Here is a 22,224-nt window from a genome sequence, read left to right on the forward strand (position 1 = left end):
ATTAGTTCGACTCCTTTCCAGCATACGCATCCAATTGTTCTTGTAAGTTAAATGGCATATCGCCTTTATACATGATTTTCATAAAGTCTGTTGCCTTTTGTTTAGGCTGTGCATCCGCTTTTTTGATAGCTTCTTTAATTTCTTCTTTCGCTCGTTCAATTACTTTTTCCTCTTGTTCTTTAGACCAAATACCTTTGGCTTCTAAATACGTTCTAAAACGCACAATCGGGTCACGTTTTTCCCATTCATTATCCACATCAGATGTACGATAGCGTGTTGGGTCATCACCAGCCATCGTATGAGGTCCGTAACGGTAACACATTGTTTCGATCAACGTTGGTCCATCTCCATTAACTGCACGCTCTCTTGCGTCACGTGTTGCAACGTATACCGCCAATGGATCCATTCCGTCTACGAGCACACTTGGCACGCCTGCTGCTACACCCTTTTGAGCGAGGGTTTTTGCTGCAGTCTGTACATCACGATGTGTAGAGATTGCATATTGGTTATTCTGAATGACGAAGATAGCAGGCACTTTATATGCCCCTGCAAAGTTCAATCCTTCGTAGAAATCACCTTGCGAAGTTCCGCCATCACCTGTGTATGTAATGACGACTGATTTTTGACCTTTTTTCTTAAAGCCTAGACCTACACCAGCTGCCTGGACATATTGTGCACCAATAATGATTTGCGGTGGGAAAATATTAAGTCCATCAGGAATCACACTTCCTGCATAATGCCCTCTTGACCATAGAAATGCCATATACAACGGCCAGCCATGGAATAATAATTGAGGAACGTCACGATATCCAGGGAGAATGAAATCATCTTTTTCCAACACATATTGAGAAGCTAACTGGGAAGCTTCTTGCCCTGCAGTAGGAGCGTAAAATCCAAGACGCCCTTGTCTATTTAAAGAAATAGATCGTTGATCAAGGATACGTGTATAGACCATGCGATTCATCAATTCCACTAATTCCTCATCAGGAAGTTTCGGATCTAAGTCCTTATCGACGATCTTTCCTTCCTCATTCAATATTTGCACCATATCAAATTGGCTTTCAATCAGTTGAAGCGCTTTCACCGGGTCATACTGATTACCTTTTTTAGCTACCATATCTTGATCTCTCCTTCGTATCTGTATTATATCTTTTTCAAATAAAATTGATACAACTTCTTATAAATACTAGTATACGCAAAACTGAGCGCTTGGTCAACCATTGTAATCAAAGACTTTTAATCATTTTTATATTTTTCTAAAAACGTACTGTACTAACACAATATCGTTTCTGTATTGGTACAGAACTGTTTTTATTGGGTCATACTGGCCAATCTATATCTATGAAAGTCATCAATGAACATTCATATAACAACTGAAATGATGAGCCTTTACCAAATACCTATCGCGTACTAGTTATCGCTTTTAATCCTACCTACTCACTACTTTATATTTCCTTTTTATTGTTTTCTAAACTTTTCAAAGCGCGGGCCACTAACCTGTTTACTTCCCTAGTTGCTTCATTGAATTCTATAAGTGATTGTTGGCTAGAAGTGATTAAATCATTTACATCACGAACATGCTTTTGAAGTTCATGCTCGCGGATGGATGGATCTTCAATTTGCGTATATAATTGCGTCTGACTATCTATAAGTTTTTTATACTGCATGATGAATGTCTCTTGTATTTCAGAACGTTCATACAATGCTCCAACTACTTCATCTAGTGAATCATGTAATTCCATACGCTCTACCCACTCAGACATCCGGTCTATCGCTTTCTTCGACTCGTGTAAAGCACTTTCCTCTTTTTCTAACAGTTGAGCCCGTTCATGTGCAGACTTTTTCATCGCAACCACTTGTTGTTTCACTTCTTGATATTGCTGTTGAGTCAGTTCCATTGTCTCAATAAACAAGACTTGTTCATTCTGCTCCTTCTCGTGTAACTTCTTCCCAAAGTTGTTCCCTTGTTTTTCTTTTTCATTCAGAACCACGAGTAAATCTGTAAGTTGTTGAGTTACTTCAGTCTCTTTGGAACAACTAGTTAGTAGAAGGAAGATGAACAATACACAAATTACTTTCTTCATTAATAACCCTCCAGACACTTTATATACTTTTTTCTTTCACCATTTTTCTCATTCGTCTATACTGTATAAGAGGAAATTGGTTTTTACGATTATATACCCTTCATGCACAATAGTTACTATTTTATCGTAGATTGTACTATACCTAATATATCCGAGAGGAAGAGTAGAAATGATTTTAATGAATGATATTATCCGGGAGGGTCACCCAACGTTGCGATTAAAAGCAAAAGAGGTGAGTTTTCCTTTAAGTAATGAAGACCGTCAATTATGCGATGATCTGTTGGAATATGTCGTCAACAGCCAAAATGATGAGTTGAGTAAAAAATACGGCTTACGATCTGGCATCGGTTTGGCCGCTCCACAAGTCAATGCATCTAAAAGAATCTTCGCTCTGCATATCCCGGACGGCGAAGTTCTATTGGAAAACTTTATAGCTATTAACCCGAAAATTATTAGCCATTCCGTTGAAAAGACCTATATAGAAACCGGTGAAGGTTGTTTATCAGTAGATCGTGAAGTGCCTGGTTATGTTCCCCGGTATGCAAGAATCACCGTAAAAGCTTTTGATAAAGAAGGAAACGTAATCAAAAAACGTCTAAAGGGATTACCCGCCATTGCATTCCAGCATGAACTCGATCATTTGAACGGCATTATGTTTTATGATCATATTGATGCGAATGCCCCTTACAAGGAAGTCCCCGGCGCAACAGCATTCGACAGAGAGTAAAGCTCTTACACTTGACAGGATGATGTTTTTCTGTTACAGTCTTGTCAAGGAGTGATGATGCCATGTACAAACGTCTAAAACGCAAACTGCTAAGACGACTTAATGGCCTGCTCGGTAAAAAGACAATTGCTTAGACATTTACGCCCGCCAACTAAATTGGTGGGCTTTTCTTTATTTTAGGGAAATTGCATGCTATTATTGATGATATGTATTATTAGGAACGTAAAAAGGAGAGTTAAACATGATTTTTAAAGTATATTACCATTTAAACGTACATGAAGTTCCAGTCCGCGAGAACACACTCAGCTTGTATGTAGAAGCTGAATCAGAAAAAGAAGTCCGTGATCAACTTAAAGATCGCGATCTTATGATTGAATACGTACAAAAGCTGGAGGGCGAGCATTTAGCATATGAACAAGCCTCCCCAGACTTTCACGTTGAGCAGGTCTAATCAATGAAATCTATTAAAAACAATGAAACAGCCGTTTTTGCCCTAGGCGGACTAGGTGAAATCGGTAAAAATACGTATTGTGTACAATTCCAAGATGAAATCATCATTATTGATGCCGGAATTAAGTTTCCTGAAGATGAATTGCTTGGTATTGACTATGTAATTCCAGATTACACTTATCTTGAACGCAATATTGATAAGATTAAAGGCCTTTTCATCACACATGGTCACGAAGACCATATCGGTGGAATTCCTTATCTATTACGCAAAGTGAACGTTCCCGTCTACGGTGGTAAATTAGCAATTGGTTTACTTCGCAATAAGTTGGAAGAACACGGTTTGTTGCGCACTACGGAAATTCATGAAATTGAAGAAGATGATTTTATCAAATTCCGTAAAACCGCCGTATCATTCTTCAGAACAACGCACAGTATTCCTGATGCATTCGGAGTAGTGGTTAAAACTCCTTCCGGAAACATCGTTCATACAGGTGACTTTAAGTTCGACTTTACGCCTGTCGGTGAACCTGCTAACTTGCATAAGATGGCCAAAATTGGTAGTGAAGGTGTACTTTGTTTGTTATCAGATAGTACAAATGCAGAAGTACCGAACTTCACGATGTCTGAACGTAAAGTTGGAGAAAGCCTAAATGATATTTTCCGCACTGTAGACGGTCGGATTATTTTCGCTACATTCGCTTCAAATATCCATAGATTACAACAAGTGATCGAATCGGCGCAGATTTTTGGTCGTAAAATCGCTGTCTTCGGGCGTAGTATGGATAATGCCATCACGATAGGTCGCGAACTTGGTTATATTGATGCTCCGAAAGATTTATTCGTAGATGCTCAATCACTCAACCGACTTCCAGCTAATAAAGTGATGATTTTATGTACAGGTAGCCAAGGTGAACCGATGGCTGCACTATCACGTATCGCAAACGGTACGCATAGACAAGTCCAAATCCAACCTGGTGATACCGTTATTTTCTCATCTTCACCCATTCCAGGTAATACTCTAAGTGTCAACAAAGCGATTAATTCATTGTTCCGTGCAGGTGCAGAAGTTATTCATGGTCCATTAAACAACATTCACACATCCGGTCACGGGTCACAGGAAGAGCAAAAGCTGATGTTACGTTTAATCAAACCTAAATACTTCATGCCAATCCACGGTGAATACCGCATGATGAATATGCACTCCCAACTTGCCATAGACTGTGATGTTGAACCTGATAACATTTTCATTATGGGCAATGGTGATGTACTCGCACTCACTGACTCGACAGCAAGACTTGCCGGACGTGTACCTTCAGGCGATGTATACATCGATGGAAGCGGTATTGGGGATATTGGTAACGTTGTACTACGCGACAGACGAATTCTTTCTGAAGATGGTCTAGTCATCGTTGTAGCAACCATCGACACCAAAAAGAACCGTTTAGTATCTGGTCCTGACCTGATCTCACGCGGTTTCGTCTATATGCGTGAATCAGGCGCTATGATCAATGAAGCACAATATATGCTTTCGAAAACATTACAACGCAAACTGGCTGCTAAACCTGATTCCGTCAACAACCTCAAAGGCGATATCATCGATACACTCGTTCCGTATTTATACGAGAAAACGAAACGTAAGCCGATGATCCTTCCTGTCATTATGGAACTCTAAAAAGCATACAAAAAAGCAAGCGCACATTAGCACTTGCTCTGGACTGAAGGCAACTCCTATAAATTAGGGGTTGCCTTCATTTTTTTATTTAGATTTTTTATACGATCTTTTAACCATTTACTAGATGTTCCAAGTTGAAAAACAACACTAGTTGTTCCTAAGTGAAAGGCGACGACTGATGGATCAGCTCGACAGGTGAGACAACCAAAGGGAGCTTGCGACCTGGTTGGCTCACCGCGGGTCCATAGGAAAGCGTCCGCCTGGAACGTCGATCAACGGCGCTCTCCCCTTCTCCCACTTTCTATTCATTAATGCAATGCCTTCCGTTCAAACCGATGAATATCTAAATCAGAACCAATCACAATCAACACATCATTCACTTCTATTTGCTCAATCGCCTGTGGAGAGACTAGTATATGTGTTCCACGCTTGATCGCTACAATATTCACACCGTACTTGGCACGGATATCCAAATCTATTAGCGAAGAGCCTGCGATGTGATTATTAGCTTGAATCTCCACGATAGAGTATTCATCGGATAACTCCAGATAATCCAGAATATTATTCGAAACCAAGTTATTCGCAATGCGCTTTCCCATATCCCGCTCAGGGTGAACAACTTGATCCGCTCCGATTTTTCGCAACACTTTTTCATGGTAGTCATTTTGGGCTTTCACTGTAATTCGCTGTACACCGATTTCCTTCAAAATCAACGTAGTCAAAATGCTCGCTTGAATGTTTTCACCGATTGCGATTACCACATGTTCGAAATTTCGTATGCCTAACGACCGCAATGCTGCTTCATCCGTCGTATCGACAGCCACAGCTTGTGTAGCAATATTCGCAAATTCCTCTACGCGTTCTTGGGACTTATCAATCGCCATAACATCGGCTTCCAGTTCAATTAGTTCTTTAACGATACTGCCACCAAAACGACCTAAGCCAATTACTACAAATTCCTTTTTCATCTCATTACTCCTCGCCATTGCGAATAGTCACATGTCTTATCGCAATCCCATTTTAAATTTCAGGAATAACTCATTATACACTCCAAGTGTTTCTAAACCTAAATTTTCATACACTTCAAGGTTTTTCCTTGCCTCTTCATCAGGATAAAATCGTTCATCACCTGTAATATCTTCATCCATAAATGACAATGCTGCAGTATTCGGCGTAGAATAGCCCACGTATTCTGCGTTTTGCGCCGCCACTTCAGGATCCAGCATGAAATTAATAAATTTATGTGCACCTTCAACATTCGTAGAGGTTTTCGGGATAACAATATTATCAAACCATAAGTTCGAACCTTCATTCGGCACGATATAATTAATATCATCATTCTCAGAAATCATATCTGCCGCCTGGCCAGACCACGTGAGTGCAACGGACGCTTCGTTATTGATCATAAGTTGGGTAACTTCATCGCCTATAACCGCTTTAACGTTCGGACCCATCGTTTCTAGCTTGTCTGTTGCCTCTTTTAGTTCCTGCAAACTAGTTGAATTCAATGAGTAGCCAAGTGAATTCAATGATATTCCGATCACTTCTCGCGCACTATCGACCAAAATGAGCTTCTGCCGCAGTGAAGCATCCCATAAACTCTCCCAACTCTCAAACGTCTGACCTTCCAATAAGGATGCATTATATGCGATACCCACTGTTCCCCAGAAATATGGAATCGAATATTGATTGTTTGGATCAAACGGTAAATTCATGAAGTATGGATCGATATGTTTAACGTTCGGAATTTTCGAGAAATCGAGTGGCAGTAAAAGATTTTTCTCTTTCATCATCTGCACCGCATATTCGGACGGAACTGTTACATCGTAAGCAGTTCCCCCTTGTTCAATTTTTCCCATCATACCTTCATTCGAATCAAACGTTTCATAAATTACTTTGATGCCTTCATTTTCTTCAAATTGCTTCAGAAGATCTGGGTCAATATACTCTCCCCAGTTGTATACTGTAATCGTGTCTTTACCTGCTCGCCCCGCCTTATGCTCGAGCTGATAATTAGTGAACAACAAGAGTCCCGAAACGAGTAGGATCACAAACGCACTACTCATTAATCCTTTCATTTTTTCACCCCCTGAGGTGATTTTGCTTTATTTCCGATTATATAATAACCAAGCACTAGAATTATTGTTATTAAGAAGATCAATCCGGATAGCGCATTGATTGTCAACGTGATTCCCGTGCGTGCCATAGAATAAATTTCTACGGACAGGGTAGAAAATCCATTTCCTGTCACGAAAAAAGTAACAGCAAAATCATCCAATGAATAGGTTAACGCAAGAAAGAACCCTGCGAAAATCCCCGGCTTAATATAAGGCAATATGACACGCGTCAATATATCTTTACGTGAAGCGCCTAAATCCCGTGCTGCATCTATTAACGTCGTACTCATTTCTAATAACTTCGGCAGCACCATAATGACGACGATCGGTATACTAAAAGCGATATGAGAAATTAGCACCGAAGCAAAGCCCAATTTCACACCAACCAACGTGAATAATATTAAGAAAGATGCACCGATAATTACATCTGGACTGACAATCAATATATTATTTAGCGACAATACCGCTTGACGTGCAGATTTATTTTTCATGAAGTAAATGGTGAGCGCACCAATCACACCGATTGTAGTAGACAGTAGGGCCGATAATAATGCGATAATGACTGTATTTAAGACAATAATTAGAAGTCGCGTATCTTGAAATACCGCTTGATAGTGATCCAAAGTGAATGATTCGAAATGCGACATCCCATCTCCCGAATTGAAGGAGTAGTATATGAGATAAAAAATAGGAGCATATAAAATTACAAAGACTGCTGCCAAATAAATTCTCGGCAAAATCCCCAGTTTCTTCATTTAATGATGCCCCCCTTTTTACCAGAAGTCAGTACCATAATTAAGAACATGAAGATGATGAGAAAGACAGCAATCGTAGATCCCATTCCCCAGTTTTGTGTAACAAGGAACTGTTGCTCGATTGCGGTACCAAGTGTAATCACTTTATTACCGGCAATTAAACGGGTAATCATAAATAAAGAGAGTGCCGGTATGAACACAACTTGTATACCTGATTTCACGCCATCCGTAGTCAATGGCCAAATCACCCGTTTGAATGTCACCCATGCATTCGCTCCTAAATCTTTCGATGCATCCAATAAAGTAGGATTGATTTTATCCAAAGCATTAAAAATAGGCAATATCATAAATGGAATAAATATATACACGGAAACAAACACGAAACTGAAATCAGTGAATAATATTTGCTGACTGCCTATCCCGACAGCCTCCAAAAAGGCATTAATTGGCCCATAAATCCCCATTAATCCGATAAATGCGTAAGTCTTTAACAACAGATTAATCCATGAAGGTATGATAATGAGTAACAACCACAACTGCTTATGCCTCGTCTTCGTTAAAAAGTAGGCTGTCGGATAGGATATCAATAAAGCAAAAAAAGTTATGAGAAATGCATACCAAAACGAACTTATCGTTAATTTGAAATAGATCGATGTAAAGAAGTTTCGATAGTTAGCTAACGTTAAATGGCCCGACAAATCAAAAAATGAATAATACACAATAACGGCAATCGGTGCTAGCACAAATAATAATAACCAGGCTGCATACGGTGTGGCATATATAAAACGTAACGGATTTTTACTCCTCATCTTCCGCAACTCCAAACGATTCCAGACGTGCATCAAAATCCGCTTCAGATTCATTTAAACGCATAACGTGAATGTCTGCTGGTTCAAAATCTAAACCGATTAACGTTCCTACATCCGCTGGTTTCGTTGAATGGACTAGCCACTCATTACCATCAGAATCGTACGTTGACAGTTCATAGTGTACACCCCGGAATAATTGCGTATCTACAGTGACACTTAATTTCCCTTTTTCAACAGTCGTCATTTCCAAATCTTCAGGACGAATGACGATATCGACTTTTTCATTAGGATAGAATCCTCCATCTACACACGGAAATTGTTTACCGGTAAATTCCACTAAATAATCTTCAATGATTCTTCCAGTTACTATATTCGATTCACCAATAAAGTCTGCCACAAAACGATTGATGGGCTCATCGTAAATATCGATTGGTGTCCCCGACTGTTGAATTTCTCCATTATTCATAACGAAAATTTCATCGGACATCGCAAGTGCTTCTTCCTGGTCATGTGTAACAAAAACAAAAGTCTTGCCTAGACGCTGCTGGAGCTCTCGCAATTCATATTGCATTTCAGAACGTAATTTCAAATCTAGCGCCGACAATGGCTCGTCCAGTAAAATCACTTCAGGGTCATTGATGATCGCTCTAGCTATGGCCACGCGTTGACGCTGCCCACCTGACATTTCAGTAATTTCACGGGTTTCATAATCAGCTAGATTCACGAACTTCAACGCTTCTTTTACCCGGCGATCCACTTCATTCTTATTCACTTTTTTTATACGTAAACCGAATGCAACATTTTCATACACATTCAAATGAGGAAACAATGCGTAATCTTGAAATACCGTGTTCACTTGGCGTTCATTTGCGGGTACCGAGTTGATCTTCTTTCCATTAAAGAAGATTCCCCCATCTGTCGCTTCCGTAAATCCGGCAATCAAACGTAAAATAGTCGTTTTTCCACAGCCTGAAGGTCCAAGTAATGTATAAAACTTACCGCGTTCCATTTCGAACGAAACACGATCGAGGACAGTTGAAGATTCATTATAGCGTTTTGTAACATTCTCAAAACGAATAATCGGGTTAGTAGTCAATACGTCTCCTCCTTGCTTAAACATATTATTTCTTGTAATGAATGAACAGTTGTAAACTCACTCATTATACACAAAATGTTGGTGAAATCAACTACCTATTATAAGTAGAATCAGAAAACAGCCTACAGGAAAATAGTCATGATTATTGTTTTTTCGCAGATGACATAGTAGAATGAAACCATATATTGAGGAGGGATTCAGTTGGAAGACCATTTATTTTTTTATTTGGACTCTGATGCCAAGCGGATTCGAAAAAACGAACCCGCAACAAGAGAAAATCATCTAGAAGGAATTTTTCTAGTAAATAATAAAAAAATCCGAACATGGAAAGAGATGGCCTCTCATTGCGTAGAGTGCATGGAGCCATTACATTATAGCGATGAATTTGACGCACGTTACTGTAAAGATTGCAATGAATGGCGAGAAATGATTTGTGATCCTAATTGCAAAACATGTCAAACACGCCCAGTAAAACCTTCTGACTGTAAACAAGACTTTGAGTAATCAGATGCTCAAATCCTAAATATATGAAGTGTATCGCTCTTTATAATAATAATTATTATCTTCGAGTCATTCTAATTGAATTTTACATGAAACTTTGTTATTCTAATTATAATTGTGCAACACAGTCATGTTGTTGTACAAAAGACTAATTGGAGGTTTTATATAATGGCTGAGCGTATGGTAGGTAAACAAGCTCCAGATTTCACAATGGAAGCAGTACTAGCTGACAAATCTTTTGGTAAAGTTAGTTTACAAGAAAACATGAAGAACGACAAATGGACAGTTCTTTTCTTCTATCCAATGGACTTCACTTTTGTATGTCCAACAGAAATCACTGCAATGTCGGATCGTTACGATGAGTTCGAAGACTTGGATGCAGAAGTAATCGGTGTTTCTACTGATACTATCCACACTCACCTCGCTTGGATCAACACTGATCGTAAAGACAATGGTCTTGAACAACTAAAATACCCACTAGCAGCAGATACTAACCACTCTGTTTCACGCGACTATGGTGTATTGATCGAAGAGGAAGGTATTGCATTACGCGGCCTTTACATCATCAACCCTGAAGGTGAACTTCAGTATCAGACAGTATTCCATAACAATATCGGTCGTGACGTGGACGAGACTCTTCGTGTACTACAGGCACTACAAACTGGCGGTCTTTGCCCAGCAAACTGGCGTCCAGGTCAAAAAACTCTTTAATTTTTGGACAACCATCCCCACGCGTTACACTATTCGTGGGGATTTTTTTATCACATACTATATACACCCACTTAGCTAGGAGGAATTCTTGATGAAATTACGTGAGCAAATGCCTGAACTTCAAGGTGCTACTACTTGGTTGAATGGTGAAACTTCTAAATCGGAACTTGTTGGAGAAAAACCGACACTGATCCACTTCTGGTCTGTAAGTTGTCACATGTGCAAAGAAGCGATGCCGGATGTAAACAATTTCAGAGATCGATACAAAGAGGAACTGAATGTGGTAGCCGTACACATGCCTCGTTCAGAAGACGATGTCGATTTGGAACAAATCAAGGAAGTAGCAGCTGAGCATGATATTACACAACCTATTTTCGTTGATAGCGAATTGAAGTTAAACGATGCATTTGAAAACCAATATGTCCCTGCCTACTATGTCTTTGACAAAGATGGTCAATTACGCCATTTCCAAGCTGGCGGTAGTGGTATGAAAATGCTAGAAAAACGTGTAAATCGCGTGCTAGATGAAATGAAAAAAGAAGATTAATTGTACCATCGACTCTTTTCTAAAAGGAGTCGTTTTTTCTGCCTTCTCCTCATAATCCCCTATAGCAAACATGAGACAGACATTGCCGATTTATTTATGATACGATTAGTAAAAAGTTTTTAGAAAGCGAGCTGCCGAATGAACAAAATACCTACAAAAATCGCACTTTATATTTTAATGTTCAACATGTTCATCGCAATGGCTGGTGTCGGCTTGATCATCCCCATTATGCCTGAATTCTTAGGTACTTTCGGAGTCGCAGGACGCGCACTCGGCCTATTGATTGCCATGTTCTCTTTCGCACAATTTATCTTTTCTCCGATTGCAGGAAATCTTTCAGACAAATACGGCAGAAAAAGCATTATTATTTTCGGTTTAATTATCTACGGACTTTCTCAATTAGCTTTTAGTTTATCAACTGAGCTATGGATGCTCTATCTCGCACGATTCTTTTCCGGCTTAGGTGCCGCCTTTATTATTCCGCCTACTATGGCATTTGTAGCGGATATTACATCCACTCAAACCCGCGGTCGCGGAATGGGATTACTTGGCGCTTCAATGTCTTTAGGTTTTATGATTGGTCCTGGAATTGGCGGTTTTTTATCTAAAATCAGCTTATATTTCCCATTTTATTTCGCTGCATCCGCGTCTATTCTAGCGGCGATCGTGTCCTTATTGCTTCTACCTAACCCTAAGCCTATACTGCAAGGAATCACAATGAACGAAAACATCTTCCAACAAATGCGTAGATCTACACAAACTTCTTATTTCATTATGCTGATTGTCATGTTTGTATTTTCATTCGGATTAGCTAATTTCCAATCCACCATTTCGTTGTATGTGGATCATAAGTATAACTATACGCCTGCTCAAATCGCTGTCATTATTACAGTCGGCGGATTTGTAGGTGTCATCATCCAGACATTTGTCATCGATCGTTTGTTCAAACGTTTTGGCGAAATGCGTATTATTTTAGTCAATTTAGTCTTAGCTGCTTTCGCAATGTTAGGCATTTTATTCGTGAATACATTCTTCACTATTCTCTTGGTGTCAACGATCTTCTCAACCGCCACTTCATTGTTGCGACCAGCAGTCAACACCTTAGTATCGAAACTCGCCGGTAAAGAACAAGGTTACGCAGCCGGTATGATGAATGCTTATATGAGTCTAGGAAACATGATTGGTCCAGCCACGGCTGGATACATATTCGACTGGAATATGGAATCTCCCTATATAGTCGGCACAATCATTCTCTTACTCTGCTTTATTCTCGCTTTGTACTGGGCTAGAAACAACAAGCCACTTATAGAATCTGCCAGGACTCCATGACACAGGTCGTGTTAGCCGCAGTAATCAGAAACGTTTTATCGTAGTAAAAAATGAAGACAAACTCTAGAACTCCTAGAGTTTGTCTTCATTTAAAGAGGTGGGACATAACTTAAAAAACAGTCCGTTCCCCTACGCTACACTCTTGATTACTAACTAATTAAACTTTATAAATAAGTTTCAGTGAGTTAAAAAAGGTATGAAGGTGTCTTCTCCTTCATACCTTTTGAGGTTTTGTCCCCGCCTCTTTTTATTTACCTTTTCTTAATAACTCTGCATACTCTTGCACGATATCTACAAATGCCTTCACTTGCTTCAATTCAAAAGTAGAACTATAGCCAATCAGCCATGTATCACGTGTCAGCTCAAACTCTTCTTCGCTATTGAGCAACGGGATCAGATTGACTTTTTCATCGCCTGACAATGTAATAGAAGGCAGTATGGCATAACCTATACCTTTCAACGCGAGTTGCTTGCACATTTCAATTTGATCCACTACGATTTGACGGCTTGGGTTTTGATTGAAGTGCTTATTCCACCAGCGCTGGATTTCCATGTAATAGTTTGAATCACTTTTGTACTGAATGAAGTGACGGTTCGTGTCTTTTAATTCATCAATTGTAGAGATTTCAGAATCTACTAGATAGAGCTGATCACGAAATAAATAGACGCGATTACTTTTCCAGTCTGTTTGCCCTCTAACAATACCTATATGCGCTTCCCCTTCGTACAATGCTTTGGAGATTTCTGAACTCCATCCTGTCATCAATGAAATTTTAGCGTCGGGGTAAAGTGCTACATAGTCTTTCAATACTTGGGGCAACCAAGTTTGACCGATTATAGAGGCACAAGCAATCTTCAATGTTCCATGTACTTTATCTTCGAGCGAGGCAATCAATTCCATCGTCTCATCTTTCTTCGCCAATGCTTCCTTCGCATAGCTGATGACGTGTTCGCCTGCTGGTGTCGGTTCCAAGCCTTTTTGCGAACGTATGAACAACTGCATGCCCCATTCTTTTTCAATCGTCTGGAGGCGCTGTGACAAAGCAGGCTGAGACAAATGAAGGCGCTCTGACGCTTTTCGCATATTACCTTCTTCAGCCAAAGCTTTGATGATATCCAACTCAATTGTTGACATGATCTTGCACCTTCCCTCGTGGAATTCGTAAAATCAACAATAAGCTGATGACCGCAAATACGGCAATCGCAATATACACCCCGTGCAACGAACTATCCAAACCATATTGTAAACTGATTAGCTCTTGTGATGCAATCATCGAACGACCATCTTCGGTTAACAATGTATTTACATCATCAATCGTGTAGGGCAATTTTTCTTTGGCAAAATAGGTAATGAGTGTAGCGTTCAAAATGGCACCAAACACAGAAGCACCAATCGTATTGCCAAAATTCTTCATGAACATATTAGTTGCGGTAGCCGAGCCTCTTTGTACGCGTGGCACAGCTCCTTGAATCGTCACAATAAAGGAGGTATTGGTCAGCCCCATTCCGACACCTATGAAGAAACTTGAACACCCCGCCCATACCGGCCCTAGCGTCGCGTTCATGAAGACAAACATCATGGTGCCAATCACAAGGGACACACCACCTGCAAACGATACGAGAAATGGACCGAATCGTATGAGTAAGTGCCCTGCCAACGAGGAAGCTAAAGGCCAACCAATTGACATGGCAGTTAATGTGAAACCTGCTATGATTGCTGGTTGTTCCATGACTCCAGATACGTAAGTAGGTAAATAAGAAGAAACCCCTATTAAAATAACTCCAGTAGTCAACGAGACGAGATTCGCATATAAAATAACGGGGTTTTTCCATATGCCAAAAGAAATAAGTGGATCTTTCGCCAACTTTTCTTGTCTAAAAAATAACCAAAATGAAATCCCTGAAACTATGATCAATGCTATACCGAAAGCTGAAAGACGTCCAAATCCTTGACCTCCCTCTACTAGCCAGATTAAGATGGTCGCCAAAGCAGATGTTAGGAAAAAAGCACCTTTGTAATCTACAGAAGCTTTTTGTGTTTCTTTTGGTTCATATAAAAAGAAATAAATGACACCCATTGAAAGTAGTCCGAGCGGTACGTTCACCCAAAATATATATTGCCAGCTTACGTATTGTACAAGCAATCCGCCAATGACAGGGCCCGAAACTGCAGAAACGCCCCACACACTCGACAAATACCCCTGTATTTTCGCACGTTCTTCCGTTGAATAAATATCGCCAATAATTGTAGTCGCAATTGGCATAACAGCTCCTGCTCCCAAACCTTGTATGAGACGATAGACAATTAATTGCTCCATTGTGGTAGCAAATCCACAAAGTATGGAACCAATTAAAAAAATCGTTAAGCCCATAAAAAAAATCGGTTTTCGACCAAATAAATCGGCTAACTTTCCATAAATCAAGACCGTCACGGTACTCATTAATAAATAAGATGAGAATATCCAACTATATCGTGAAAATCCACCTAATTCGGAAGCGATCGTCGGCATGGCTGTGGTAACAATAGTCGCTTCAACTGCTCCCACAAACATAGCGAGCATAACAGCAGCAAGTACAAAGGGCCGATTAGTTTCTTTACGCACAGCTATTTCAACTCCATCTATTAGAAAAAGACCCCTTTATCGGAGCCCTTTTATATTTTACCGATATATTCGCTTCACTGTTTTATCTACATCCATACATTATACATTGTAAATATATTTTTTAAACTCTTTCATAATCACACGTCGTGTAATAATACCTGCAAATGTTCCATCCTCTTCTGTAACACAGAGAAATGGATGATCAATCAATAGATCGACAGCACGTTGAAAACGGTCATTGACACGAATCGTTGGTAGATTCGTATCCATAATTTCATCTACTTTTATATCTTCTAATCTCTCATATTCAATGCGTTCCATGCCCAAAATGGAATCTGTAATCATCCCAATCCCAAGGAGCCCTTTCAAATGATACTGATTATCCAGTACAGGGATCGCGGAATAGCCAGTCTTCGTCAAAACAAGTAGCGCATGCTCTGCGTTATTGCCAATTTGCACGTGAGCAACTTTTTCCGAAGAAATAATTTGGTCTACGATGGGTGCGGTAAGAAAATCTTTATTGTTTATAGAAACCATAGGTGATCGCTCCTTCTGTTCTTCATCTACATACATTTACCTAAAAGTCCGTTCACTGCTTCCCATCCATCATACCACAAAAATCCATCTCTCACCTCAAAAGAAAGCGGATTCACAAAACAAAAAACCTCTTTCTTTAATAGAAAGAGGCCCAGTAATAAAAAATGATGATAAAGATAAAAACTGAAGCGATAATGATAATCCACAGTAATGGATTCATTGTAAATGGATGCTTCGCTACAACATTCGGTATACGATCCTTTTCATTTAACTGGAATGCACGACTCATTTTTCCTACCCCAGCTATTCCGATCCCTAGCATAATGACGGTTACAAACACCATTGGCCACAACCAAATATCCCACATCATAACTCCCTCCTTTTCGCACATACTATATGAAAGAGCATGTGCAATAAGTGAGTAAGTATGCACACTTAACATTCAATAAATCATTCGCAATTTGTTCGTTTGGATTCTTTAGACGACATATATAAAGAAGCACCTATGATTTGCTTATATTTCACTCTATATACTTTTTAATCAAAACTTGTGTTCCTTTTTCCCCATAACCTTTAGCGAGTAATTCCGTATACATATCGCGAGCTAGCTGTAATCCTGGCAATTTCAGATTCATTCTTTCTGTTTCCTGTAAGGCAATATTTAGATCCTTTACAAAATGTTTTACATAAAATCCTGGTTCATAATTCTCGTTAATAATTCGGGGGCCCAGGTCCGATAAACTAAAGGAATTCGCTGCACCCGAAGTGACGGATTGTAACATGGTGTCCGGATCAAGACCTGAATTCATAGCGTATGCAATCGCTTCGCATGCTCCTATCATATTTCCAGCGACAGTAATTTGATTGCACATTTTGGCGTGTTGCCCAGCTCCCGCTTGTCCCTGATAGATAATTTGTTTGCCGAAAACAGACATAACTGGTAACAGCTTTTCAAATAAATCTTTTTGACCCCCACACATGATAGAAAGTGTGCCATTTCGAGCGCCTATATCTCCACCAGATACAGGTGCATCAAGGGCATTCATTTGTAATGAAGCTGCCTTTTCTGCAATGGCAACGGCTAGCTCTGGACTTGAAGTTGTCATATCCACTACAGTCTGAGAAGGGCGACTGTTTGCAAATATACCTTGACGGGAAAAATACACGTCCTCCACGTCGGCTGGCATGCCAATCATCGTGAAAATAATGTCCGCATCTTTAATAGCTTCAGCCACGTGATCAGCCCATTTAGCTCCTAAAGCCATCAATGGTTCGGCCTTTGTTTTCGTTCTAGTGTATACGGTTACTTCATAAGATGCGTTAAGCAAATGCTTAATAATACTAGAACCCATCACACCTGTACCAATAAATGAAATTTTTTCTTTTTGCATATTCCCACTCCTCATGATATATGTTTATGTCCATCGTACAGAAGTTCAAATATTTTTACAATTGAGCAGACATAAAAAAGAGGACCAATACAAGATTGGTCCACAAAAGGGGGAAATGAGAATGTTGCTGTGTTCATTTATATTGTTCCCACTTCTATTTTAAGTTAAACATTCAATTTGTTATTAATTTAAGGTGATTGTGTTTCTTTTTTCTCGTTGAATTCATTAATCAATACATCTAATTTACGACTAAGTTCAATGGTGTTCTCAGCGTTCATACCATATTTTTCTGCGACTTGGATTAGTTGTTTTCTCACACGTTCAATTTCTACATTGCATTTATGCACTAGTTGCACACCTTCCGTCTTTAATTACTCTATTCTTTAATATACCAACAATTCAATTTTATTAAACCGAAATAGTATCGACATTTTGCGACATTATTTACATATGTATATTTTCTTGATTTCTAGAAATAAGACTTTACGTTTTGAAGATTATAAGGCAAACTATAAAGGAATTCCCAATAGTATGATTCATTGTTTCACTTAAAGTACAGGATGATTGAAGAAAGGATGGTTAGAATGACGATTGCAGAAATAGGTGATATTATAGAATTCAAGGAAGGCTTACAAGGAATTGTGGAAAAAGTGAACGAAAACTCTGTAATTGTAGACTTAACGTATATGAAAGACTTCGATGAATCGGTCATGCAGGAGAAAACAGTCATCAATCATAAACGTTATATCATTTTGAGTAGTAGTTCGCAAGAAGGAAACATTCCTCGCTGTGATCCGTCCAATAGAATAGAATAGTATAAGAAGGAGTGGTACCATATGAACAACAAATGGCGTATTATTTTCACTTCACTGACGGCCTCTATCATGCTTGCTGCATGCGGAACATCTGATGCAGATCCGGAAAAGGATACAACAGGTAATGCTATAGAAGAACCTGCTGCTCCCGTAACGGATGTGGAAGATAGCACTTCTTCCGAGAATGAAGCAGAAAATGAAACAGACACTGAAGTAGGAACAGACGACAATGGAATGAAAAATGCTGTGGAAACAACAAGCGATGAACAAGATTACTCGATGAAGGTACTCCCTGGATATAAACTTACAAGTGAAGAACCAGGAAGAGATAGTCTATATCTGGAAGAAGACGGCGAAATATTCATGCGAATCGAAACTATGTCTAAAGACGAGGAATCCTATACTTTTGATGAACTCTATGAAAATATGGAAGAATTGTTGACGGCTTCAAGTGACAGTGGAACACCTGTTGAGATAACAGAGCAAACAGATCTTCCACAAGCTGATGATATTCTGTCTGTTAAGGGTGCAGTAGTAGATTCTCCTGAAGGTTATTTTACAGGCTATGTCATCGAACGTGAAGACAAGTTAATTCGTGTAACCATTTACGCTCAAGAAGACAACGAACATATAACAGACTTTAAGGATATGGCAGCTACAATCAAGTGATATATCCATATAGAAGAGGCCTATCCTTATAGGATTGGCCTCTTCTATATGGACTTTCAATCATTCTGATCACGATACGAAAATTTGTGGAAATGATAAATGGAAAACCGTTCCTTTGCCGATTTCACTAGTAACAGATATAGATCCACCGTACTCTTGAACGGTTTTCTTAACAAATGGAAGTCCTAAACCGGTTCCTCCCGGTTTGTTTGTAATAAATGGCAAGAATAAATTTTCAAGCATCTCTTTTTCCATTCCACTCCCTGTGTCGGATATAAAGATATCTACATTCTGCTGATCACCTTCGCTTATCAAGACAGACAACGTATCATTTGTACTCATCGCTTCCATTGCATTTTTAAGAAGATTAATGAATACTTGTTTAATACGGTTAGGATTGGCCTTAATTAATAATGACCCGGTAGCATTAAATTCATTTACTAAATGAATTTGATCCAACAATGCTTTAGGGCGAAGCAATATAAGTACGTCTTCTATTAAAACGGATAATGAAAATATAGTGATTTCGTCAACAGTTGGTTTTGATAATGCGAGCATTTCGTTCAATATTTCGTTCATGCGTTTGACTTCATCTTGAATGACGTTTACATACATTTGGGCATTTCCAGTTACTTCGTGTTCCAGTAGTTGAAGAAACCCTTGTAATGTTGTCATCGGATTGCGTACTTCATGTGCAATGCTTGCAGCAATTTCTCCAGTCGTGCTTAATTGATCGGAGTGCGCTAGTTGCTCAAATAGACGTTCTCGTTCAGTAATATCTTCAATTCGTAAGATGAACATTTGTGTTTTACAATCCAGTTTCAAACTAACCTCTTGGAAACGCTGTATTCCCTTGGATGTGTAAGACATTTTCACTGTCGATGATTCTTGTGTCAGTACTCTTAAGATATATTCTTCAAAAGAAAACGGAGAAGTGGGAACCATTACATTAAAAAGATCTTGTAGATGTAACAGTTCACTAGTAGTTTGGTCTGGGAAGATTTCTGAAAATAGGTCATTTGTCGAAATAATATATCCCGATTCGTTCACTAACGCCATTGGCATAGTCGCCGTTAAATAAGCGCTTTCATATAGTTGATGCAATTTATGATTTTGTTCACCAATTTTTATTGTTAAAAGGGCCCTACTGCTATATTGTTGGTATATAATATGACAGGGTTCACGATTGTCATTTGGCATAGTTAGATGACCAGTCAATACAGTTTGATCGGCTATAGTTTCTGTTTTCATCAGAAACAATCGCTTCTCTATTTCTTCCAACAAACGATGGTCAAACATTTCAGATATATGGTGTGGTATAAAATCTTTAGGCATTAATAATTTAACAGCTTCCGTCATATCGAGTATATCGCCTTCTTCATCCAAGACGATTTTAAAAAGTGAACTTTCTAGATGACGTTTAAGATCTAGTGTTTTTAGCACTTGAGCAATACCCCCTTCACAAAATAGCAACTACCCATCAATTGCTTGTAATATCTTTCTTACTTGGAAGTAAATTCTGATAGAATCTTATTATGCCATAATGACAAACTGGTTCACATAGGCTGATAGTCTATTTTGTTTTTTTCATTTATTTATATTATTTATAGATTAGGAGTTTTGTCATGAGCATCATTTTATCTACATTAAACGCTAAATATATACATACCAATATCGCCATTCGCTACTTGAAAGCTTTCGCCGCACCTGAATTCCATTGTGAACTAGCTGAATTTACCATTCATGATCCTACACTTTCAATCGTTTCGGATCTATATCAACATTCCCCAGACGTCGTTGGTTTCAGTGTATATATTTGGAATATAGAAGAAACTATAAAAGTAATTCGTATGCTGAAATTGACAAGTCCTAAAACCGTAATAGTTTGTGGTGGACCTGAAGTAACGTATGACTATGATCAGTGGTTAAAAAGAGTACCGGAAATCGATATTATTGCGATAGGAGAAGGCGAAAAGACGTTTAAGGATATACTTCGAGCAGTCGATGGACAAACTGATCTTTCTTCTGTACAGGGTATTGCATATCGTACAGAAGGAAAATTAAAGATTACAGCTCCAGGTCCTAAATTGGATCTTCGGGAACTGCCCTCCCCTTTTCGTTTTCCGGAGGATATTCCGCATCTCACAAATCGTGTAATGTATATCGAAACAAGTCGCGGCTGTCCATTCTCTTGTCAATTCTGCCTTTCTTCAATCGAAGTGGGTGTTCGATACTTTAATCGAGAGGCCATAAAAGAAGACATTCGCTACTTGATGCAACATGGCGCAAAAACGATTAAATTTGTCGACCGTACATTCAATATTAGTAGAAGTTATGCAATGGAAATGTTCCAGTTTCTTATAGATGAACATTTGCCTGGAACCGTCTTTCAATTCGAGATCACCGGTGATATCATGCGGCCAGAAGTGATTCAGTTTTTAAATGACAATGCACCCAAAGGTCTATTTAGATTTGAAATTGGTGTGCAATCTACCAATGACCTAACCAATGAATTGGTTAAAAGAAGACAAAATTTCACTAAGTTATCGCGAACGGTCACTATGGTAAAAGAAGGTGGAAAAATTGCTCAGCACCTTGATTTGATTGCTGGACTTCCTGAAGAAGATTATGCATCTTTCCGTGATACGTTCAACGAAGTGTTTGCTTTACGACCTGAAGAATTACAGTTAGGCTTTTTGAAGCTACTACGCGGAACCGGTTTACGTATCCAGGCAGAGCAATATGGTTATCGTTACATCGACACCGCCCCTTATGAAATTGTATCAAATAATGTCCTGTCCTTTGATGATATGCTGAAGATTAAACAAACAGAAGACATTCTCGAGAAATATTGGAATTCAGGTCGATTCATACACTCTATGGAGTATATTGTCACGGAATTGGTCGATACACCATTTGACTTCTTCCAATTATTCGGAGCATTTTGGGAGAAGCAAGGTTGGTCACGAATCGGTCATCAGTTCGAAGACTTATTCACTCGCTTGGAACGCTTCCTAGAAGAAGTATTGAAAATCGATACTTCTATAGCAGAAAGTCTATTGAAGATGGACTATTTACTTCATCAAAAGTTTTTGCCAAGAAAGATCTGGTGGAATTCTGGTGTGCCTGAAGAAGAGTTAAAAGAGGTCTATCAATTACTCTTACGTTCCCCACATTTGCTTGGTGATACGTTTGAGTCAATGGATTACACTGAACGAACGATTCGAAAGCAAGTTTTCATCACAAAGACCTCAGCTAAATTAAAAGAAGATCTATCCGTAATAAAAGATCCCGGTTATCTGATTGTCCAATACACACCAAGTAAAGAAGCACAGCTCTACCATCTGTCTGAACAAGCACTAGACACCGTTTATCTATAATAAAACCGCAGCATGCGAAAATTCGCTTGCT

24 protein-coding genes are annotated in these 22,224 nt (G+C 39.1%); 10 read left to right on the top strand and 14 right to left on the bottom strand.

Annotation, left to right across the window (positions count from 1 at the left end; genetic code table 11):
• Nucleotide 1: 1 nt before the first annotated feature.
• A complete protein-coding gene (pdhA, locus tag CSV75_RS07050; protein WP_099632373.1) occupies nt 2-1,117 on the bottom strand; it encodes a pyruvate dehydrogenase (acetyl-transferring) E1 component subunit alpha in 1,116 nt (371 codons plus the stop codon).
• 328 nt (nt 1,118-1,445) lie between these two features.
• On the bottom strand, nt 1,446-2,084 hold the full coding sequence (locus tag CSV75_RS07055; protein ID WP_099675211.1) for a YkyA family protein: 639 nt from the start codon (nt 2,082-2,084) through the stop codon (nt 1,446-1,448).
• 169 nt (nt 2,085-2,253) lie between these two features.
• Here CSV75_RS07055 and def point away from each other — a divergent pair, with 169 nt between their 5' ends.
• The 3 genes from def (at nt 2,254) to rnjA (ending at nt 4,933) form a co-directional block, all read left to right on the top strand.
• Entirely contained in the window at nt 2,254-2,811 is a 558-nt protein-coding gene (gene def, locus CSV75_RS07060; RefSeq protein ID WP_099671892.1) for a peptide deformylase, read from the top strand.
• Between the two features lie 241 nt (nt 2,812-3,052).
• The gene (locus tag CSV75_RS07065) at nt 3,053-3,262 is read left to right on the top strand and encodes a DNA-dependent RNA polymerase subunit epsilon (protein ID WP_099632376.1); all 210 of its coding nucleotides are present in this window, start codon (nt 3,053-3,055) and stop codon (nt 3,260-3,262) included.
• Nucleotides 3,263-3,265: 3 nt separating this feature from the next.
• A complete protein-coding gene (rnjA, locus tag CSV75_RS07070; RefSeq protein ID WP_099671891.1) occupies nt 3,266-4,933 on the top strand; it encodes a ribonuclease J1 in 1,668 nt (555 codons plus the stop codon).
• A gap of 308 nt (nt 4,934-5,241) precedes the next feature.
• Here the strand turns inward: rnjA and CSV75_RS07075 are convergent, their stop codons facing one another.
• The 5 genes from CSV75_RS07075 to CSV75_RS07095 are packed head-to-tail and all read right to left on the bottom strand — an operon-like array spanning nt 5,242 to nt 9,710.
• Nucleotides 5,242-5,901: a potassium channel family protein gene (locus tag CSV75_RS07075; RefSeq protein ID WP_085428510.1), complete on the bottom strand. Its 660-nt coding sequence runs from the start codon at nt 5,899-5,901 to the stop codon at nt 5,242-5,244.
• A 36-nt stretch (nt 5,902-5,937) separates the two neighbouring features.
• Complete coding sequence (locus tag CSV75_RS07080; RefSeq protein ID WP_099675212.1) at nt 5,938-7,011, bottom strand: ABC transporter substrate-binding protein; 1,074 nt, start codon at nt 7,009-7,011, stop codon at nt 5,938-5,940.
• Nucleotides 7,008-7,805 carry an ABC transporter permease gene (locus CSV75_RS07085; protein ID WP_099632379.1) on the bottom strand — a complete coding sequence of 266 codons (798 nt, stop codon included), beginning with the start codon at nt 7,803-7,805 and terminating at the stop codon, nt 7,008-7,010. The genes CSV75_RS07080 and CSV75_RS07085 overlap by 4 nt, the downstream gene beginning before the upstream one ends.
• Nucleotides 7,802-8,614 carry an ABC transporter permease gene (locus tag CSV75_RS07090; protein ID WP_099675213.1) on the bottom strand — a complete coding sequence of 271 codons (813 nt, stop codon included), beginning with the start codon at nt 8,612-8,614 and terminating at the stop codon, nt 7,802-7,804. Before CSV75_RS07090 ends, CSV75_RS07085 begins: the two co-directional genes overlap by 4 nt.
• The gene (locus CSV75_RS07095) at nt 8,604-9,710 is read right to left on the bottom strand and encodes an ABC transporter ATP-binding protein (protein ID WP_199171306.1); all 1,107 of its coding nucleotides are present in this window, start codon (nt 9,708-9,710) and stop codon (nt 8,604-8,606) included. The genes CSV75_RS07090 and CSV75_RS07095 overlap by 11 nt, the downstream gene beginning before the upstream one ends.
• Nucleotides 9,711-9,911: 201 nt before the next feature.
• On the opposite strand from CSV75_RS07095, the gene CSV75_RS07100 reads away from it, so the two are divergent.
• The 4 genes from CSV75_RS07100 to CSV75_RS07115 all read left to right on the top strand — a co-directional run bounded on the left by CSV75_RS07100 (nt 9,912) and on the right by CSV75_RS07115 (nt 12,798).
• The gene (locus tag CSV75_RS07100) at nt 9,912-10,214 is read left to right on the top strand and encodes a hypothetical protein (RefSeq protein ID WP_099675215.1); all 303 of its coding nucleotides are present in this window, start codon (nt 9,912-9,914) and stop codon (nt 10,212-10,214) included.
• A gap of 165 nt (nt 10,215-10,379) precedes the next feature.
• Entirely contained in the window at nt 10,380-10,922 is a 543-nt protein-coding gene (locus CSV75_RS07105; RefSeq protein ID WP_099632383.1) for a peroxiredoxin, read from the top strand.
• 91 nt (nt 10,923-11,013) lie between these two features.
• Complete coding sequence (locus tag CSV75_RS07110) at nt 11,014-11,469, top strand: TlpA disulfide reductase family protein (RefSeq protein ID WP_099632384.1); 456 nt, start codon at nt 11,014-11,016, stop codon at nt 11,467-11,469.
• A 138-nt stretch (nt 11,470-11,607) separates the two neighbouring features.
• Nucleotides 11,608-12,798, top strand: a complete 1,191-nt coding sequence (locus CSV75_RS07115; protein WP_099675216.1) for an MFS transporter — start codon at nt 11,608-11,610, stop codon at nt 12,796-12,798.
• A gap of 247 nt (nt 12,799-13,045) precedes the next feature.
• Here CSV75_RS07115 and CSV75_RS07120 read toward each other — a convergent pair whose 3' ends face one another.
• The 6 genes from CSV75_RS07120 to CSV75_RS07145 all read right to left on the bottom strand — a co-directional run bounded on the left by CSV75_RS07120 (nt 13,046) and on the right by CSV75_RS07145 (nt 17,676).
• A complete protein-coding gene (locus tag CSV75_RS07120) occupies nt 13,046-13,933 on the bottom strand; it encodes a transcriptional regulator CcpC (RefSeq protein ID WP_099671885.1) in 888 nt (295 codons plus the stop codon).
• Nucleotides 13,920-15,359: an MDR family MFS transporter gene (locus tag CSV75_RS07125; protein ID WP_199171325.1), complete on the bottom strand. Its 1,440-nt coding sequence runs from the start codon at nt 15,357-15,359 to the stop codon at nt 13,920-13,922. The genes CSV75_RS07120 and CSV75_RS07125 overlap by 14 nt, the downstream gene beginning before the upstream one ends.
• A gap of 141 nt (nt 15,360-15,500) precedes the next feature.
• Nucleotides 15,501-15,938, bottom strand: coding sequence for a cyclic-di-AMP-binding protein CbpB (cbpB, locus tag CSV75_RS07130; protein WP_099632388.1), 438 nt, complete (start codon nt 15,936-15,938; stop codon nt 15,501-15,503).
• A 136-nt stretch (nt 15,939-16,074) separates the two neighbouring features.
• A complete protein-coding gene (locus tag CSV75_RS07135; protein WP_099632389.1) occupies nt 16,075-16,305 on the bottom strand; it encodes a hypothetical protein in 231 nt (76 codons plus the stop codon).
• A gap of 154 nt (nt 16,306-16,459) precedes the next feature.
• A complete protein-coding gene (locus CSV75_RS07140) occupies nt 16,460-17,329 on the bottom strand; it encodes an NAD(P)-dependent oxidoreductase (protein WP_099675218.1) in 870 nt (289 codons plus the stop codon).
• Between the two features lie 188 nt (nt 17,330-17,517).
• Nucleotides 17,518-17,676, bottom strand: a complete 159-nt coding sequence (locus tag CSV75_RS07145; protein ID WP_099675219.1) for an aspartyl-phosphate phosphatase Spo0E family protein — start codon at nt 17,674-17,676, stop codon at nt 17,518-17,520.
• Nucleotides 17,677-17,913: 237 nt separating this feature from the next.
• Between CSV75_RS07145 and CSV75_RS07150 the strand changes: the two genes are divergently transcribed.
• The gene (locus CSV75_RS07150; RefSeq protein ID WP_099632392.1) at nt 17,914-18,144 is read left to right on the top strand and encodes a YkvS family protein; all 231 of its coding nucleotides are present in this window, start codon (nt 17,914-17,916) and stop codon (nt 18,142-18,144) included.
• A gap of 21 nt (nt 18,145-18,165) precedes the next feature.
• On the top strand, nt 18,166-18,813 hold the full coding sequence (locus CSV75_RS07155) for a hypothetical protein (protein ID WP_099675220.1): 648 nt from the start codon (nt 18,166-18,168) through the stop codon (nt 18,811-18,813).
• 69 nt (nt 18,814-18,882) lie between these two features.
• Here CSV75_RS07155 and CSV75_RS07160 read toward each other — a convergent pair whose 3' ends face one another.
• Nucleotides 18,883-20,256: an ATP-binding protein gene (locus CSV75_RS07160; protein ID WP_099675221.1), complete on the bottom strand. Its 1,374-nt coding sequence runs from the start codon at nt 20,254-20,256 to the stop codon at nt 18,883-18,885.
• A gap of 182 nt (nt 20,257-20,438) precedes the next feature.
• Between CSV75_RS07160 and CSV75_RS07165 the strand changes: the two genes are divergently transcribed.
• Nucleotides 20,439-22,193 carry a B12-binding domain-containing radical SAM protein gene (locus tag CSV75_RS07165; RefSeq protein ID WP_099675222.1) on the top strand — a complete coding sequence of 585 codons (1,755 nt, stop codon included), beginning with the start codon at nt 20,439-20,441 and terminating at the stop codon, nt 22,191-22,193.
• Nucleotides 22,194-22,224: the final 31 nt, after the last annotated feature.

Origin of the sequence: Sporosarcina sp. P18a (assembly GCF_002743135.1) — a bacterium.
Classification (GTDB): domain Bacteria; phylum Bacillota; class Bacilli; order Bacillales_A; family Planococcaceae; genus Sporosarcina.

Excerpts from the sequence above, each read along its gene's own strand:
- pdhA (WP_099632373.1), bottom strand. The coding sequence starts at position 1,117 with ATGGTAGCTAAAAAAGGTAATCAGTATGACCCGGTGAAAGCGCTTCAA.
- CSV75_RS07055 (WP_099675211.1), bottom strand. The coding sequence starts at position 2,084 with ATGAAGAAAGTAATTTGTGTATTGTTCATCTTCCTTCTACTAACTAGT.
- def (WP_099671892.1), top strand. The coding sequence starts at position 2,254 with ATGATTTTAATGAATGATATTATCCGGGAGGGTCACCCAACGTTGCGA.
- CSV75_RS07065 (WP_099632376.1), top strand. The coding sequence starts at position 3,053 with ATGATTTTTAAAGTATATTACCATTTAAACGTACATGAAGTTCCAGTC.
- rnjA (WP_099671891.1), top strand. The coding sequence starts at position 3,266 with ATGAAATCTATTAAAAACAATGAAACAGCCGTTTTTGCCCTAGGCGGA.
- CSV75_RS07075 (WP_085428510.1), bottom strand. The coding sequence starts at position 5,901 with ATGAAAAAGGAATTTGTAGTAATTGGCTTAGGTCGTTTTGGTGGCAGT.
- CSV75_RS07080 (WP_099675212.1), bottom strand. The coding sequence starts at position 7,011 with ATGAAAGGATTAATGAGTAGTGCGTTTGTGATCCTACTCGTTTCGGGA.
- CSV75_RS07085 (WP_099632379.1), bottom strand. The coding sequence starts at position 7,805 with ATGAAGAAACTGGGGATTTTGCCGAGAATTTATTTGGCAGCAGTCTTT.
- CSV75_RS07090 (WP_099675213.1), bottom strand. The coding sequence starts at position 8,614 with ATGAGGAGTAAAAATCCGTTACGTTTTATATATGCCACACCGTATGCA.
- CSV75_RS07105 (WP_099632383.1), top strand. The coding sequence starts at position 10,380 with ATGGCTGAGCGTATGGTAGGTAAACAAGCTCCAGATTTCACAATGGAA.
- CSV75_RS07110 (WP_099632384.1), top strand. The coding sequence starts at position 11,014 with ATGAAATTACGTGAGCAAATGCCTGAACTTCAAGGTGCTACTACTTGG.
- CSV75_RS07115 (WP_099675216.1), top strand. The coding sequence starts at position 11,608 with ATGAACAAAATACCTACAAAAATCGCACTTTATATTTTAATGTTCAAC.
- CSV75_RS07120 (WP_099671885.1), bottom strand. The coding sequence starts at position 13,933 with ATGTCAACAATTGAGTTGGATATCATCAAAGCTTTGGCTGAAGAAGGT.
- CSV75_RS07125 (WP_199171325.1), bottom strand. The coding sequence starts at position 15,359 with ATGCTCGCTATGTTTGTGGGAGCAGTTGAAGCGACTATTGTTACCACA.
- cbpB (WP_099632388.1), bottom strand. The coding sequence starts at position 15,938 with ATGGTTTCTATAAACAATAAAGATTTTCTTACCGCACCCATCGTAGAC.
- CSV75_RS07135 (WP_099632389.1), bottom strand. The coding sequence starts at position 16,305 with ATGTGGGATATTTGGTTGTGGCCAATGGTGTTTGTAACCGTCATTATG.
- CSV75_RS07140 (WP_099675218.1), bottom strand. The coding sequence starts at position 17,329 with ATGCAAAAAGAAAAAATTTCATTTATTGGTACAGGTGTGATGGGTTCT.
- CSV75_RS07150 (WP_099632392.1), top strand. The coding sequence starts at position 17,914 with ATGACGATTGCAGAAATAGGTGATATTATAGAATTCAAGGAAGGCTTA.
- CSV75_RS07155 (WP_099675220.1), top strand. The coding sequence starts at position 18,166 with ATGAACAACAAATGGCGTATTATTTTCACTTCACTGACGGCCTCTATC.
- CSV75_RS07165 (WP_099675222.1), top strand. The coding sequence starts at position 20,439 with ATGAGCATCATTTTATCTACATTAAACGCTAAATATATACATACCAAT.